This is a genomic window from Streptomyces sp. NPDC001668, assembly GCF_042893155.1.
In the GTDB taxonomy this organism is placed as follows: domain Bacteria; phylum Actinomycetota; class Actinomycetes; order Streptomycetales; family Streptomycetaceae; genus Streptomyces.
In genome coordinates, this window is record NZ_JBIAUQ010000002.1 from 512,167 (window position 1) to 525,983 (window position 13,817).

General features: G+C 71.9%; 13 protein-coding genes. 8 read left to right on the top strand and 5 right to left on the bottom strand.

All coding sequences use genetic code 11. The features are described from left to right. Positions 1–7 precede the first annotated feature (7 nt). Positions 8–751, bottom strand: coding sequence for a L,D-transpeptidase family protein (locus ACFYZ8_RS07790; protein ID WP_388531463.1), 744 nt, complete (start codon positions 749–751; stop codon positions 8–10). A 41-nt stretch (positions 752–792) separates the two neighbouring features. Next, positions 793–2,178: a M1 family metallopeptidase gene (locus tag ACFYZ8_RS07795; RefSeq protein WP_388531462.1), complete on the bottom strand. Its 1,386-nt coding sequence runs from the start codon at positions 2,176–2,178 to the stop codon at positions 793–795. 142 nt (positions 2,179–2,320) lie between these two features. Between ACFYZ8_RS07795 and ACFYZ8_RS07800 the strand changes: the two genes are divergently transcribed. Next, a complete protein-coding gene (locus tag ACFYZ8_RS07800) occupies positions 2,321–2,671 on the top strand; it encodes a DUF488 family protein (RefSeq protein WP_359036774.1) in 351 nt (116 codons plus the stop codon). A gap of 485 nt (positions 2,672–3,156) precedes the next feature. Here ACFYZ8_RS07800 and ACFYZ8_RS07805 read toward each other — a convergent pair whose 3' ends face one another. Next, complete coding sequence (locus ACFYZ8_RS07805) at positions 3,157–4,830, bottom strand: FAD-binding dehydrogenase (RefSeq protein ID WP_388531460.1); 1,674 nt, start codon at positions 4,828–4,830, stop codon at positions 3,157–3,159. Between the two features lie 17 nt (positions 4,831–4,847). After that, positions 4,848–5,474, bottom strand: a complete 627-nt coding sequence (locus tag ACFYZ8_RS07810) for a TetR/AcrR family transcriptional regulator (RefSeq protein ID WP_359036778.1) — start codon at positions 5,472–5,474, stop codon at positions 4,848–4,850. Positions 5,475–5,589: 115 nt separating this feature from the next. Here ACFYZ8_RS07810 and ACFYZ8_RS07815 point away from each other — a divergent pair, with 115 nt between their 5' ends. The 3 genes from ACFYZ8_RS07815 (at position 5,590) to ACFYZ8_RS07825 (ending at position 8,823) form a co-directional block, all read left to right on the top strand. Further along, on the top strand, positions 5,590–6,222 hold the full coding sequence (locus ACFYZ8_RS07815) for an alpha-ketoglutarate-dependent dioxygenase AlkB (protein ID WP_388531458.1): 633 nt from the start codon (positions 5,590–5,592) through the stop codon (positions 6,220–6,222). 571 nt (positions 6,223–6,793) lie between these two features. Continuing rightward, the gene (locus tag ACFYZ8_RS07820; protein WP_388531456.1) at positions 6,794–7,540 is read left to right on the top strand and encodes an MBL fold metallo-hydrolase; all 747 of its coding nucleotides are present in this window, start codon (positions 6,794–6,796) and stop codon (positions 7,538–7,540) included. 41 nt (positions 7,541–7,581) lie between these two features. Beyond that, positions 7,582–8,823 carry a DUF4032 domain-containing protein gene (locus ACFYZ8_RS07825; RefSeq protein ID WP_359036782.1) on the top strand — a complete coding sequence of 414 codons (1,242 nt, stop codon included), beginning with the start codon at positions 7,582–7,584 and terminating at the stop codon, positions 8,821–8,823. Position 8,824: 1 nt separating this feature from the next. Here the strand turns inward: ACFYZ8_RS07825 and ACFYZ8_RS07830 are convergent, their stop codons facing one another. Then, a complete protein-coding gene (locus ACFYZ8_RS07830) occupies positions 8,825–9,700 on the bottom strand; it encodes a universal stress protein (RefSeq protein ID WP_388531454.1) in 876 nt (291 codons plus the stop codon). A gap of 60 nt (positions 9,701–9,760) precedes the next feature. Here ACFYZ8_RS07830 and ACFYZ8_RS07835 point away from each other — a divergent pair, with 60 nt between their 5' ends. The 4 genes from ACFYZ8_RS07835 to ACFYZ8_RS07850 all read left to right on the top strand — a co-directional run bounded on the left by ACFYZ8_RS07835 (position 9,761) and on the right by ACFYZ8_RS07850 (position 13,715). Next, complete coding sequence (locus ACFYZ8_RS07835) at positions 9,761–10,114, top strand: VOC family protein (RefSeq protein ID WP_388531452.1); 354 nt, start codon at positions 9,761–9,763, stop codon at positions 10,112–10,114. Positions 10,115–10,234: 120 nt separating this feature from the next. After that, positions 10,235–11,911, top strand: coding sequence for an FAD-dependent oxidoreductase (locus tag ACFYZ8_RS07840; protein ID WP_388531450.1), 1,677 nt, complete (start codon positions 10,235–10,237; stop codon positions 11,909–11,911). Continuing rightward, positions 11,908–13,365, top strand: coding sequence for an ATP-binding protein (locus ACFYZ8_RS07845; RefSeq protein WP_359036790.1), 1,458 nt, complete (start codon positions 11,908–11,910; stop codon positions 13,363–13,365). The genes ACFYZ8_RS07840 and ACFYZ8_RS07845 overlap by 4 nt, the downstream gene beginning before the upstream one ends. Beyond that, the gene (locus ACFYZ8_RS07850) at positions 13,362–13,715 is read left to right on the top strand and encodes a UBP-type zinc finger domain-containing protein (protein WP_359036792.1); all 354 of its coding nucleotides are present in this window, start codon (positions 13,362–13,364) and stop codon (positions 13,713–13,715) included. The genes ACFYZ8_RS07845 and ACFYZ8_RS07850 overlap by 4 nt, the downstream gene beginning before the upstream one ends. Positions 13,716–13,817 lie beyond the last annotated feature (102 nt).

The following is a 13,817-nucleotide window of genomic DNA, read 5'->3' on the forward strand; positions in this document are numbered from 1 at the left end:
TAAGCGCTCAGCGGTTCAGGGACTTGGCGTCGCCCATGACGACGACGGGATGCAGACGCGGGTCCAGGGTGCGGAGCAGCTCCTCCATGTGCTTCTCCGCGATGCTCACACAGCCATGGGTGGGCCCTCCGTGGTCGACGTGCAGCCATATCCCGCCGCCGCGGCCCGCGCCGAGCGGCCGGGTCCAGTCCAGCGGTGAAGTGCCGGGCTTCCGGTTGTAGTTGATGGCGATCACATAGTCGAAGGACCCGGCCAGCGGTTCGCCCTCGAAGCCGGTGCCGGGTGAGGTGAAACCGTAACCGTGGTCGTACGGCAGCCTGGTGCCGGGGTTCTTCAGCAGTCCTCCGGCGTCCGTGAGGGTGTACACGCCGATGGGTGAGCGCAGGTCGCCGGCCATGTGGTGGTTGCTCCAGCCCTTGAGGGCGTTGTGCGCGGGCCAGCTCGCGCCGGCCCGCCAGCCGGCCTCCGTGCGCTCGTAGAGCACCACGGTCGACATCGGCGAGTCGCGGCCCCGCCCGGTGACCACGACGGCCTGCCGGGTGCCGGCCGGAATGCTCGCCCACGTCCTCGGGCCGAGCCCGGGTATCTGCTGGGGGGCGACCTCGACGGAGATCTCCGGCGAGGGGGCGGTCCTTGCGGGCTCCCGGGACGGCATGGGTGCGCTCTGGGTCCCGGCCACGGCACCGCCGCCGCATCCCGTGAGGAGCAGGGACGCGGCGAGCAGGGTGACGTGGGTTCTGCGTGTGATCATGATGCGACTCTGGCCGACACTTTTGAGGAACTCGTCAGGTTCTAGGGCTGGTTCGGCTTTCCCGGCGTGTCCAGCCAGGTCCGGAACAGACCGTCCAGGTCCTGCCCCGACACCCGTTCCGCGAGGCGCTCGAACTGCGCGGTGGTGCCGTGGCCGTAGCGGTGCCCGGATGCCCAGGCGCGCAGGACCAGGAAGAACGCCCGGTCGCCGACGGCCTTGCGCAGGGCGTGCAGGGTCATCGCGCCACGGGCGTAGACGGGGGTGCCGAAGATGTTGGCACCGCTGCCGGGGTTGCCGGGCGGGAACTCCCACAGGTCGTCGCTCGCGGGCTTCGCGTAGAGCTCGTCGAAGCTCTTCTGCGCGCTGTCGCCGCCGTGCTGCTCGGAGTAGAGCCACTCCGCGTAGGTCGCGAAGCCCTCGTTGAGCCAGATGTCCTTCCAGGAGGTCAGCGAGACGGAGTCGCCGAACCACTGGTGGGCGTTCTCGTGGACGAGGGTGCTCAGGTCGGGTGCGCGGTCGTAGACCGGACGGGACTGGGTCTCCAGCGCGTAGCCGACGTTCGGGGCGTGGTCCACGATCGATCCGGCGGCACGGAACGGGTAGGGCCCGAACAGCTTGCTCTCCCACTCCAGGACGGAGGGCAGCTTCTTGAGGACGGGCGCCGCGGCGGCCGCCTCGCGCGCGTCGACGGCGTTGTAGACGCGGATACCGTTCTTGGTGGTGAAGTGCTCCACCTTGAACTTCCCGACGGTCGCGGTGGCCAGGTAGGCGGCCATGGGCTCGCTCTGGCGCCAGCGGAAGGTGGTCCTGCCGTGGGCGGTCCGCTGGGAGAGCAGGACGCCGTTGGCGACCGCGGTGCGCCCGCTGGGGACGGTGATCGTGAAGTCGTACGACGACTTGTCGGTGGGGTGGTTGTTCGCCGGGAACCAGGTCATCGCGCCCTGCGGTTCCCCGGCCACGAAGGCGCCGTCGTCGGTGGGGATCCAGCCGTCGAGCGAGCCGTCGGGGTCGGTGACGGGGCCGGGCCTGCCCTTGTAGGTCACGGTGACGGTGAATCGTTCCCCCTTGCGCAGGGCGCGCTGCGGGGTGACGACGAGTTCCTGTCCGTCGCGACGGAACCCGGCCTTGGCGTGACCGACCGTCAGGCCGGTGACCGTCAGACCCTTGAAGTCGAGGTCGAAGCGGGTCAGCCGCTGCGTGGCGCGGGCGGTCAGGACGGCCTTGCCGTCGAGGTGACGGCTCGCGGTGTCGTAACCGAGCGTCAGGTCGTAGTGCTCGACGTGGTATCCGCCGTTGCCGGCGAGCGGGAAGTAGGGGTCGCCGACACCGGACGAGCCCGTCGGTCCGGGCGCTGCGGCGCCGAGCAGTGCCGCGAGGGCGAGGGGGGTGGTGACGAGGACGAAGGTGCGTCTGGCGGCCTTCGGCACGTGCGCTCCTACAGGTCGGGGGGTGGTCAACTGCTTCACACTAAAGGCCCCCTCGGCCGCAACTCACCCTTGAGCAGGTCAAGTCGCGCCGGTGTGAGCAGTACGCTCCCGACGCAATGACCCTTTTGTGGAGAGGCCGCCCGTGAGCGTTCGCGTCCGCCGTGTCTACGAACCCCCCGAGCCCGGGGACGGTGTCCGTGTCCTGGTCGACCGGCTGTGGCCGCGCGGTCTGTCCAAGGACGCGGCCCGCGTCGACGAGTGGCCGAAGGCCCTGACCCCGTCGGCCGAGCTGCGCCGCTGGTACCACGCGGGCGAGGGCTCCTACGAGGAGTTCGCCGAGCGCTACGAGGCGGAGCTGGCCGATCCCGAGGCGGCCGGACTGCTCGACCGGGTCCGGGAGTTGGCGGCCAAGGGTGACGTGACCCTGCTGACCGCGTCGAAGACGCCGGAACAGAGCCACGCCACCGTGCTGGTGCGGCTGCTGGAGGCATAGGGCCCACCCGCCGGACCGGGCCGGCGTCTCAGGGTCCGGCCCACCGACCGGCGCCGCGTCGGACCCGACCGCCACCGCCCCGCGCCTGCGCCCCGGCCCGTGCCGGCGCCGGACCTCGGAGCCCGCCGCGGCCCACCGGCCACCCGGCACCGACCGATCCGTCCCGGTCCGCACGGCCCTAACCAACCTGCTTCGCCGCCGCCCGCCCCGCCCCACGCCCCCACAAGAAGCAGCCACCACCGCCCCGCGCCTGCGCCCCCGGCCCCGCGCCGACGCCGAACCTCGGGGCCCAGCGCGGCCCACCGCCCCCCGGCACCGACCGATCCGTCCTGCTTCGCCGCCGCCCGCCCCGCCCCACGCCCCTCCAAGAAGCAGCCACCACCGCCCCGCGCCTGCGCCCCGGCCCGTGCCGGCGCCGGACCTCGGAGCCCAGCGCGGCCCACCGGCCACCCGGCACCGACCGATCCGTCCCGGTCCGCACGGCCCTAACCAACCTGCTTCGCCGCCGCCCGCCCCGCCGCGCGTCCCGAGAAGAGGCAGCCGCCGAGGAAGGTGCCCTCCAGGGCGTTGTAGCCGTGGACACCGCCACCGCCGAAGCCGGCCACCTCGCCCGCCGCGTACAGGCCCGCCAGGGGCTTGCCGTCGGTGCCCAGGGCGCGGGAGTCGAGGTCGGTCTGGATGCCGCCGAGGGTCTTGCGCGTCAGGATGTGCAGCTTGACGCCGATCAGCGGGCCCGCCGCCGGGTCGAGGATGCGGTGCGGGGTGGCGACCCGGCCGAGGCGGTCGCCGATGTAGCGGCGGGCGTTGCGGATGCCCTGCACCTGGGCGTCCTTGCTGTAGGAGTTGGCGATCTGGAGGTCGCGGGCCTCGATCTGGCGGCGGATCGAGGCGGCGTCCAGCAGGGCCTTGTCCGTCAGGCCGTTCATCTTCTCGACCAGCTGCTCCAGGTTCGGGGCGGTCACGAAGTCCGCGCCCTTGCGCAGGAAGGCGTCGACCGGCCCCGGCGCACCCTTGCCGAGGATGCGCTCCTTGAGGAAGCCCGCGCGGTCCTTGGCGGTGATGTCGGGGTTCTGCTCGGAGCCCGAGAGCGCGAACTCCTTCTCGATGATCTTCTGGGTGAGGATGAACCAGGAGTGGTCGTGCTCCGCGATGTCCTCGGTGGTGCGCAGGTGCTCGAGGGTGCCGAGGGTGTCGTAGCCGGGCAGGCACGGCTCGGGCAGCCTGCGGCCGAGGGCGTCGAACCACATGGAGGACGGGCCGGGCAGGATACGGATGCCGTGGCCGGGCCAGATCGGGTCCCAGTTCTGGATGCCCTCGGTGTAGTGCCACATGCGGTCGCGGTTGACCAGGCGGACACCCGCGCCGGCGCTGATGTCGAGCATCCGGCCGTCCACGTAGGCGGGCACCCCGGTGACCATCTCGTTGGGCGGGTTGCCGAGCCGCTCGGGCCAGTAGCGGCGGACGATGTCGTGGTTGCCGCCGATGCCGCCCGAGGTGACGACGACGGCCTGGGCGGTGAGTTCGAAGTCGCCGAGGCGGTCGCGGCTGGAGGCGACACCGCGCGCGGAGTTGTCCTCGGCGAGCACGGTCCCGCGCACGCCCCGCGCGGTGCCGTCCTCGATCACCAGCTCGTCGACCTGGTGGCGGTGGTAGAAGGTCAGCAGTCCGTCGCGCGCGGCCTGCTTGGCGTACTTGACGAAGGGTTCGACCACGCCGGTGCCGGTGCCCCAGGCGACGTGGAAGCGGGGCACGGAGTTGCCGTGCCCGTGGGCGGTGAGATCACCGCGCTCGGCCCAGCCGACGGTGGGCAGGAACGTGATCCCGTGCCCCGCCAGCCAGGACCGCTTCTCCCCCGCCGCGAACTCGACGTAGGCGCGCGCCCAGCGCACCGCCCAGGAGTCCTCGTCCTCGACGCGGTCGAACTTCGCGCTGCCCTGCCAGTCGCTCCAGGCGAGGTCGAAGGAGTCCTTGATGCCGAGGCGGCGCTGTTCGGGCGAGTCGACGAGGAAGAGCCCGCCGAAGGACCAGAAGGCCTGTCCGCCGAGGTTGGCGGCGTTCTCCTGGTCGACCAGCGCGACCCTTCTGCCGCGGCTGGTGAGTTCGTGCGCGGCGACCAGGCCCGCGAGCCCCGCTCCGACGACGATGACGTCGGCATCCATGGCGACCGTCCCTTCCCTCATACGGTGGTGTCGCTGCCGTCGGTGAGCAGCGCGGTGAGCAGTTGCCCGAGCCAGACGCGGGCGCGGTCGACGTCCCGGTCCAGCAGGAGTTGGACGGTGACCCCGTCGTAGGCGGCGACCACGGCGTGGGCGGCGCCCTCGATGTCGCCCAGCACGGCGGGCAGTTCGGCGTCCCCGCGGGTGCGGGCCAGCCGGTCGGCGACGGCCCGCCTGAGCCGGGCCCGGTGTTCGAGCAGGGTCTCGGCGACTTCGGGCGCGCGGGCCGCGTGCACCAGGAAGTCGGTCTTCACCAGGAGCCAGTCCCGGTCGAGGAGCAGTACCTCGGTGACGCGGTCCACGGCGGCCCGTACGTCGAGTCCGGGTCCGTCGAGGGCGAGTGCGCCGGAGACCTGGTCCGCGATCAGGTCGGCGCGCTGCTGGTAGAGGGCGAAGAAGAGTTCGTCGAGGCTCGCGAAGTTCGAGTAGAAGGCGCCGCGGCTGTATCCGGCGGCCTCGCAGACCTCCTCGATCGACACCCTGCCGAAGCCCTTGGCGGCGAACACCGCGAAGGCCGCCTCCAGGAGATTGGCACGCGTGCGGACCCGGCGCCTGGTCACGCGCCTGGTCGTGTCCTCCACCGCCATGTCGGCACCTCCGTTCGATACGCGAATGTATCCGATACATCGATGCATCGAAAGAGTCGAACACCTCGACACATTTAATGGGAACAGATTTTCGAATCAGGAGTAGGCTGGACCCATGACCGCGCACCTCCAGGGCTCTCTGTTCGACCAGACCGACGAGCTCCGGCTCGGCCCCCTCGACGGGATCCGCCGTACCCCGCTCGACTTCGGCGCCTGGATCGACGTACTGCCCGGATGGCTCGGCGGCTCGGACGCCCTGTTCGAACAGCTGGCCGCCGAGGTGCCCTGGCGTGCAGAGCGCCGCACGATGTACGACCACGTCGTCGACGTGCCGCGCCTGCTCGCCTACTACGGCGTGGACGACGAGCTGCCGCATCCCGTGCTCACCGAGGCCCGCGAGGCGCTCACCGCGCACTACGCCGACGAGCTCGGCGAGCCGTTCACCACGGCCGGGCTCTGCTACTACCGCGACGGCCGGGACAGCGTCGCCTGGCACGGCGACCGGGGCGGCAGAGGGGCGAGCCAGGACACCATGGTCGCGATCCTCTCCGTGGGCGCGCCGCGCGACCTGCTGCTGCGGCCGGCGCGCGGCGGCGACGGGGAGACGGTACGGCGGCCGCTGGGCCACGGCGACCTGATCGTGATGGGCGGCTCCTGCCAGCGCACCTGGGAGCACTGCGTACCGAAGTCCACGCGCGCGACGGGCCCGCGCGTCAGCATCCAGTTCCGCCCGCACGGCGTGCACTGAGGCGGAGAGGCGGCTGCGTCGTCCCTCCGGGGGGCGGACGGGGATGGTCCGTAGGGCTGGCGGAAGTCGCCTACGCCGCCGTTCGGCACCGCGCGCCTGGCGCGGCAGAGACGCGCGGCCGTGGTGCGGGCGGGCAGGAATTCCGGGGGCAGGTCTCTGCGAGCGCGCCGGCCCAGGCGCTCGCCGGCCCCGGGGGTTCGTGCGGCTCACGCAGGACGCTGACCCCGCCGTCTGCCCTACGGCACCGCGCCCCGGGCCCGTCAGAGACGCGCGGTCGGTGCCGGAGGGCAGGCTCCTTCCGCCGGGGGCCGGACGGGGAGGACCGGCGAAAGGTCGCTGCGGAGGGCCGGGAGTCCGGAGCACAGGCCCCTACGAGCCCGCCCCGCCCGGCGTGCGCGCCGGTCCCGGGGGTGTTCGTACGGCTACGGAAGACTCTGATCCCTGCGGCGCGCGAGGCGGCCCCGTCCGCAGGGAAGTTGAGCGCTGGAAGACCGGTACCCGCCGCTCCGGATCGGCTGAGCGTCTGCTTTGCTGTGTGCCGTCGGGCAGGGACTCACCGGGCGGGGCGATCATGAGCGCGGGCGTGCAGCAAGTCGCGGACGGCACCTATCTGGTGCACGGCAGCAACACCAACTGGGTCATCCTGACCGAGGGAAGCTCCGCCACACTGGTCGACACCGGCTACCCGGGCGACCGGCAGCGGCTGCTCGCCTCCCTCGCCGAGGTGGGGAGTTCACCGGAGGCGGTCACCGCCGTACTCGTCACGCACGCCCACAACGACCACGTCGGCTCCGCCGAGTACCTGCGGACCGCCTACGGCACCCCGGTCTACCTGCACGAGGCCGAAGTGCCGCACGCGCGGCGGGACTTCCTGCACCAGGTGTCCGTCGGGACGGTCCTGAAGAACGGCTGGCGCCCCGGTGTGCTGCCGTGGGCGGTGCACGCGATCCGCGTGGGCGGCACGGCCCATGTACCGGTGGCCTCCCCGCAGCCCTTCCCGGCCGAGGGCGCCCTCGACCTGCCGGGCCGTCCGGTGCCCGTCTACACGCCGGGCCACACCGACGGGCACTGCGCCTTCCACCTCCCCGAACGCGGCGTGGTGATCTCGGGCGACGGCCTGGTGAGCGGTCATCCCACCTCGCGGGTCAAGGGGCCCCAGCTGCTGCCGGACATGTTCCACCACGAGCGCGCACGTGCCGTGGCCTCGCTCGCGGTGTTCGCGGAGCTGGAGGGCGATGTGCTGCTGCCCGGGCACGGACCGGTGCACCGCGGTCCAGTCCGTGAAGCGGCACTTCAGGCCAGGGACCGCGCGCTCTAAGGTGAGGTGACGATCACCGGCGAGACAAGGACAGACCAGCCATGGCACTGCAGATCAGCGCGACGAACCCGGAGCACCCCGCGCTCCTGCTCGAACTGCCCTGGCATCTGCCGCTGGAGCAGTGGCCGGAGGAGGTCCTGGTCCCGCTGCCGCGCGGTATCTCCCGCCACGTGGTGCGCTACGCCCGCGCCGGCGACGAGGTCATCGCCGTGAAGGAACTCGCCGAGCGCCCGGCGCTGCGCGAGTACGAGCTGCTGCGCGACCTGGACCGGCTCGCCATCCCGGCCGTCGACCCGCTCGCCGTGGTCACCGGGCGCACCGACGCCGACGAGGCCCCGCTGGAGTCGGTGCTGGTCACCCGGCATTTGGGCGGCTCGATGCCGTACCGCTCGATGTTCGAGACGACCATGCGGCCCGCCACCATGCACCGCCTCATGGACGCGCTGGCCGTCCTCCTGGTCCGTCTGCACCTGGCCGGGTTCGCCTGGGGCGACTGCTCCCTGTCCAACACTCTGTTCCGGCGCGACGCGGGCGCCTACGCCGCCTACCTGGTGGACGCCGAGACCGGTGACCTGCACCCGCAACTCAGCCCCGGGCAGCGGGACTACGACCTGGACCTCGCCCGCGTGAACATCAGCGGCGAACTCCTCGACCTGGAGGCCTCCGGGGCGCTGCACCCCTCGGTGGACGCGATCGAGTTCGGCATGGAGATCTGCTCGCGCTACGCGAGCCTGTGGGAGGAGCTGACCCGCAGGTCCGTCTACCCGGCGGGCAAGTACCACTACATAGAGCGCCGGATCCGGCGCCTCAACGAACTCGGCTTCGACGTCGCCGAGATGCAGATCGAGCACGCGCCGAACGGCGACACGGTCACGTTCGTGCCGAAGGTCGTGGACGCCGGTCACCACCAGCGCCAGCTGCTGCGCCTGACGGGCCTGGACACCGAGGAGAACCAGGCCCGTCGGCTCCTGAACGACCTGGAGAGCTGGATGGCCACCCAGGAGGACTACGCCCCGGGCGACCCGCTCGGCGCCCGCCCGGAGGTCCTCGCCCACCGCTGGGTGCGGGACGTCTTCCGGCCCACCGTGCGGGCCGTGCCGCTCGAGATGCGCGGGTCGATGGACCCGGCCGAGATCTACCACGAGCTGCTGGAACACCGCTGGTACCTGTCCGAGCGGGCGCAGCACGACATCGGGCTCGACACGGCCGTCGACGACTACATCAAGAACATCCTCCCCAAGGCCCGGGAGACGCTCCAGCCGACCCCCGCCGCGGCGGACTGACTCAGGCGGGCGGCGGCACCACGGCCACCGGGCAGTCCGCGTGGTGCAGCACCCCGTGCGCGACCGAGCCGATCCGGGCGCCGACAGCGGTACGGCGGGCCCGGCGGCCGACCACCATCAGCTGGGCCCGTGCGGTCACCGACAGCAGCACCTGGCCCGCGCTGCCCATCTCCACGTGCTCCACGACCGGCACGTCCGGGAAGCGCTCCCGCCACGGCTGGAGCGCCGCGGCCAGAGCCTTCTTCTCGTACGGCTCCAGCCCGCCGGCCTCGTCGAGGAGCTTGAGCGAGCCGGGGCTGTACGCGAACACCGGCGGCAGCGTCCAGGCCCGTACGGCACGCACGGCCGCTCCTCGGGCCGCCGCCGTCTCGAAGGCGAACCGCAGCACGTCGGCGCTGTCCTGCGGGTCGCCCTCCTGGCCCACGACGATCTCGCGCCCGGAGACCTCCGCGGTGGCCTCGTCCCCGGCCCGCACCAGGACCACGGGCCGCGTCGACTCGGCGATCACCTGCTGGCCCACCGAGCCCAGCAGGAAGCCGACCACCGGGCCGTGCCCGCGGGAGCCCAGGACCAGCAGTTCGGCGTCGTCCGCGGCGGCGAGCAGCACGTCCACGCTGCCGCCCTCCACGAGGTCGGTGTCCACGTCGAGCCCGGTGTGCAGCCCGGTGACGGCCCTTACCGCCTCGGCCATGGCGTCCCGTGCCCAGCCCTCCTGGGTGCCCCGGTCCCCCGCGTCGATGCCCTCGTACGGCTGGAACCGCCACGCGTGCACCACCCGTAGCGCCACGCCTCGCCGGACCGCCTCGCGCGCGGCCCAGCCCAGCGCGGCCAGGCTCTCCTCGGTTCCGTCGATCCCTGCGGTGATCGGGCGGGTCATGCGGTGGCCTCCCTGGTCGCGGTCACGTGCGTGAGGTCCAGTCTTCACTACGCTGCTTCCATGGCCTTGGAATGGGAGCAAGTCATCGTGGACTCGGCCGATCCCGTCGCCCTCGGACGCTGGTGGGCCGAGGCGCTGGGCTGGGTGGTGGTCGGGGACGCCCCGGACGAGTTCGAGATCCGCCCCGAGAAGGACCGGATGCCGGGACTGCTCTTCGTGCCGGTGCCGGAGCCGAAGAGCGTCAAGAACCGGCTCCACCTCGACTTCCGCCCGGACGACCAGGAGGCCGAGGTCACCCGCCTCCTGGCCCTGGGCGCCCGGCACGCGGACGTGGGCCAGGGCGAGCAGCCGTGGGTGACGCTCATGGATCCCGAGGGCAACGAGTTCTGCGTGCTGGGCGAGCGCCGAGCCTGACCCCGGCAGGGTCAGCCATACCTGCGCGTAGCCGGGCGATCGAACATACGATGGGCGGAACCGAGCCGGTGACCACGGGGGGCGCCGTGCCCTGACCGACCGCTCGGCGTGGGGAGACGCATGGCACAGGCCGCCGAATCGGCGCGGACCGTCATCCTGACCGTGGACGACGACCCGGGGGTCTCCCGTGCCGTCGCCCGCGATCTGCGGCGGCGCTACGGCCAGTCGTACCGGATCGTGCGCGCGGAGTCCGGCGAGTCCGCGCTGGAGGCGCTGCGCGAGCTGAAGCTGCGCGGCGACCTCGTGGCCGTGATCCTGGCCGACTACCGGATGCCGCAGATGAACGGCATCGAGTTCCTCGAACAGGCCCTGGACGTGTACCCGGGCGCCCGCCGCGTGCTGCTGACCGCGTACGCGGACACCAACGCGGCGATCGACGCGATCAACGTCGTCGACCTCGACCACTACCTCCTCAAGCCGTGGGACCCGCCGGAGGAGAAGCTCTACCCGGTCCTGGACGACCTCCTGGAGGCCTGGCGGTGCAGCGACTTCCGGCCCGTGCCCGCCACCAAGGTCGTCGGGCACCGGTGGTCGGCGCGCTCCTCGGACGTACGGGAGTTCCTGGCCCGCAACCAGGTGCCGTACCGCTGGTACTCCACCGACGAGCCCGAGGGGCAGCGGCTGCTCGCGGCCGCCGGCCAGGACGGGCAGCGGCTGCCGGTGGTGATCACCCCGGACGGCACTCCCCTCGTCGAGCCGGAGGCACCCGAACTGGCCGCCCACGTGGGCCTCGCCACGACCCCGACCGCCGACTTCTACGACCTGGTCGTCATCGGCGGCGGGCCTGCCGGGCTCGGTGCGGCCGTGTACGGGGCCTCGGAGGGGCTGCGGACGGTGCTCGTGGAGCGGTCGGCGACCGGTGGGCAGGCCGGGCAGAGCTCCCGGATCGAGAACTACCTGGGCTTCCCGGACGGTGTCTCGGGTGCTCAACTCACCGACCGGGCGCGACGCCAGGCCACTAAGTTCGGCGCCGAGATCCTCACCGCCCGTGAGGTGGCGGGCCTGGAGGTCAACGGCGCGGCCCGCACCGTGCGCTTCTCGGACGGGTCGGCGGTGGCCGCGCACAGCGTGATCCTGGCGACCGGTGTCTCGTACCGGCAGCTGGACGCGCCGGGCTGCACGGACCTGACCGGGTGCGGGGTGTTCTACGGCTCGGCGCTGACGGAGGCTGCCGGCTGCCAGGGGCAGGACATCTACATCGTCGGCGGCGCCAACTCGGCCGGGCAGGCGGCGATGTACCTGTCCCGGGGCGCCAAGTCGGTGACCCTGCTGGTGCGCGGTCCGGACCTTTCCGCGTCGATGTCGCACTACCTGATCCAGCAGATCGAGGAGGCGCCCAACATCTCGGTCCGCGCGCGTACCGTCGTCGAGGCCGCGCACGGCTCCGACCACCTGGAGCAGCTGACCCTGCGCGACGTCGACACCGGTGAGACCGAAATCGTCGACTCGCAGTGGCTGTTCGTGTTCATCGGGGCGGCCCCGCTGACCGGCTGGCTGGACGGCACGGTGCTGCGGGACGAGCACGGGTTCATCCTCGCCGGGCCCGACCTCACCCCCGACGGGCGGCCTCCGACGGGCTGGGAGCTGGACCGGCCGCCGTACCACCTGGAGACCAACATCCCCGGCGTGTTCGTCGCGGGCGACGCGCGCGCGGAGTCCGCCAAGCGGGTCGCGTCCGCCGTCGGAGAGGGAGCCATGGCCGTGATGCTCGTCCACCGGTACCTGGAGCAGTCGTGAGCGGGCGGCCGATGCCGTGCAGCGCGGCGGAGATCAGCTCGCTGTTCCTCTTCGAGAAGCTCAGCGACGAGCAGCTCGGCAGGCTGTGCGGCGAGGGACGGGTCGAACTGTTCGACCCCGGGCCGGTGTTCACCGAAGGTGACCCGGCGACCTGCTTCTACGTGATGATCGAGGGCACGCTCGTCATGTCGCGCCGGGTGGGCGGCGACGACATCGAGGTCAGCCGCACCTCCCAGCCAGGGGTGTACGCGGGTGCCGTGCGGGCTTACGTCGAAGACGGGACACCGCAGCGGTACATGAACTCACTGCGGGTGTCGGAGCCGACCCGGTTCTTCGTCCTTCCCGCCGAGTCGTTCGCGAACTTCATGCACGAGTGGTTTCCGATGGCGGTCCATCTCCTGGAGGGGCTCTTCCTCGGTTCGCAGACCTTTCAGCGGGCCGTCGGGCAGCGCGAACGGCTGCTGGCGCTGGGCTCGTTGTCCGCGGGTCTCACCCATGAGCTCAACAACCCGGCCGCGGCGGCCGTACGGGCCACCGCGACGCTGCGCGAGCGGGTCGGCAAGATGCGGCACAAGCTCGCCGTCATCGCCCAGGGTTCCTACAGCCCCGAGGTCATGGCGAACCTCATCGACATCCAGGAGCGCACGGCCGAACGGGTCTCCAAGGCGCCCGCGTTGAGCCCGCTGGAGGCCTCCGACCGGGAGGACGTGCTCAGCGACTGGCTCGACGACCACGGCATCCAGGACGGCTGGCGGATCGCGCCCACCTTCGTGCAGGGCGGCCTCGACGAGGACTGGCTCGACCAGGTCGCGGCGACCGTGGGCGAGGAGATCCTGCCGAACGCGATCGGCTGGCTCAACTACACCGTCGAGACCGAGCTGTTGATGGACGAGATCAACGACTCCACGGCCCGCATCTCGCATCTCGTCGACGCGGCCAAGCAGTACTCGCAGCTGGACCGGGCGCCCTATCAGGTGGCCGATGTGCACGAACTCCTCGACAGCACACTGCTGATGCTGTCGGGGAAGATCGGACAGCAGATCAAGGTCGTCAAGGACTACGACCGGACGCTGCCGAGGATCCCGGCCTACCCCGCCGAGCTCAACCAGGTGTGGACGAACCTGATCGACAACGCGGTGCAGGCCATCAACAGCGTCGGCGGGGAAGGGACGTTGACCGTCCGGACCGCGCTCGACCACGACCGGCTGCTCGTGGAGTTCCGGGACACCGGGCCCGGGGTGCCGTCGGACATCCGCGAGCGGATCTTCGATCCCTTCTTCACCACCAAGCCCGTGGGCGAGGGGACGGGACTGGGGCTCGACATCTCCTGGCGGATCGTGGTCAACAAGCACCACGGGACGCTTCAGGTGGAGTCCTCGCCCGGCGACACCCGCTTCCAAGTGCTGCTTCCGCTGACCGCCGTGGACAACGAGACGACCGAGGAGCCCGAATGACCGACGTCAAGGGGATCGACCCGAGCGTGCCGCCCAGCGGGGACGGGTGCGTGGAGTGCGACGCCGCGGGTGGCTGGTGGTTCCATCTGCGGCGGTGTGCGCAGTGCGGGCACGTGGGGTGCTGCGACTCCTCCCCCGGGCAGCACGCGACGGGGCATTTCCGGGACTCGGGGCATCCTCTGGCGCAGAGTTTCGAGCCGGGTGAGGAATGGTTCTGGAACTTCGAGACGGGTGAGCTGTTCGAGGCGGGGCCGGAGTTGGCGGGGCCGGTGAGTCACCCCGCGAGCCAGCCGTCTCCTGGCCCGGAGGGGCGGGTGCCTGCCGACTGGGCGCGGACACTGCGCAGATGAGCTCGGGGTGAGCTGTCCGTCGGCGGCCGCGGGCCGGCGGTGGCCGGTCGCGCCCACGCGGCGGAGCCGCACATCGACACAGCCCCGCGCCCCTGGGTGAGT

What these genes read in the sequence shown, in the direction of transcription:
- ACFYZ8_RS07790 (WP_388531463.1), bottom strand. Translation starts at nt 751, where the DNA reads ATGATCACACGCAGAACCCACGTCACCCTGCTCGCCGCGTCCCTGCTC.
- ACFYZ8_RS07810 (WP_359036778.1), bottom strand. Translation starts at nt 5,474, where the DNA reads ATGGCGGTGGAGGACACGACCAGGCGCGTGACCAGGCGCCGGGTCCGC.
- ACFYZ8_RS07830 (WP_388531454.1), bottom strand. Translation starts at nt 9,700, where the DNA reads ATGACCCGCCCGATCACCGCAGGGATCGACGGAACCGAGGAGAGCCTG.
- ACFYZ8_RS07835 (WP_388531452.1), top strand. Translation starts at nt 9,761, where the DNA reads ATGGCCTTGGAATGGGAGCAAGTCATCGTGGACTCGGCCGATCCCGTC.
- ACFYZ8_RS07840 (WP_388531450.1), top strand. Translation starts at nt 10,235, where the DNA reads ATGGCACAGGCCGCCGAATCGGCGCGGACCGTCATCCTGACCGTGGAC.
- ACFYZ8_RS07850 (WP_359036792.1), top strand. Translation starts at nt 13,362, where the DNA reads ATGACCGACGTCAAGGGGATCGACCCGAGCGTGCCGCCCAGCGGGGAC.
- ACFYZ8_RS07805 (WP_388531460.1), bottom strand. Translation starts at nt 4,830, where the DNA reads ATGGATGCCGACGTCATCGTCGTCGGAGCGGGGCTCGCGGGCCTGGTC.
- ACFYZ8_RS07825 (WP_359036782.1), top strand. Translation starts at nt 7,582, where the DNA reads ATGGCACTGCAGATCAGCGCGACGAACCCGGAGCACCCCGCGCTCCTG.
- ACFYZ8_RS07815 (WP_388531458.1), top strand. Translation starts at nt 5,590, where the DNA reads ATGACCGCGCACCTCCAGGGCTCTCTGTTCGACCAGACCGACGAGCTC.
- ACFYZ8_RS07820 (WP_388531456.1), top strand. Translation starts at nt 6,794, where the DNA reads ATGAGCGCGGGCGTGCAGCAAGTCGCGGACGGCACCTATCTGGTGCAC.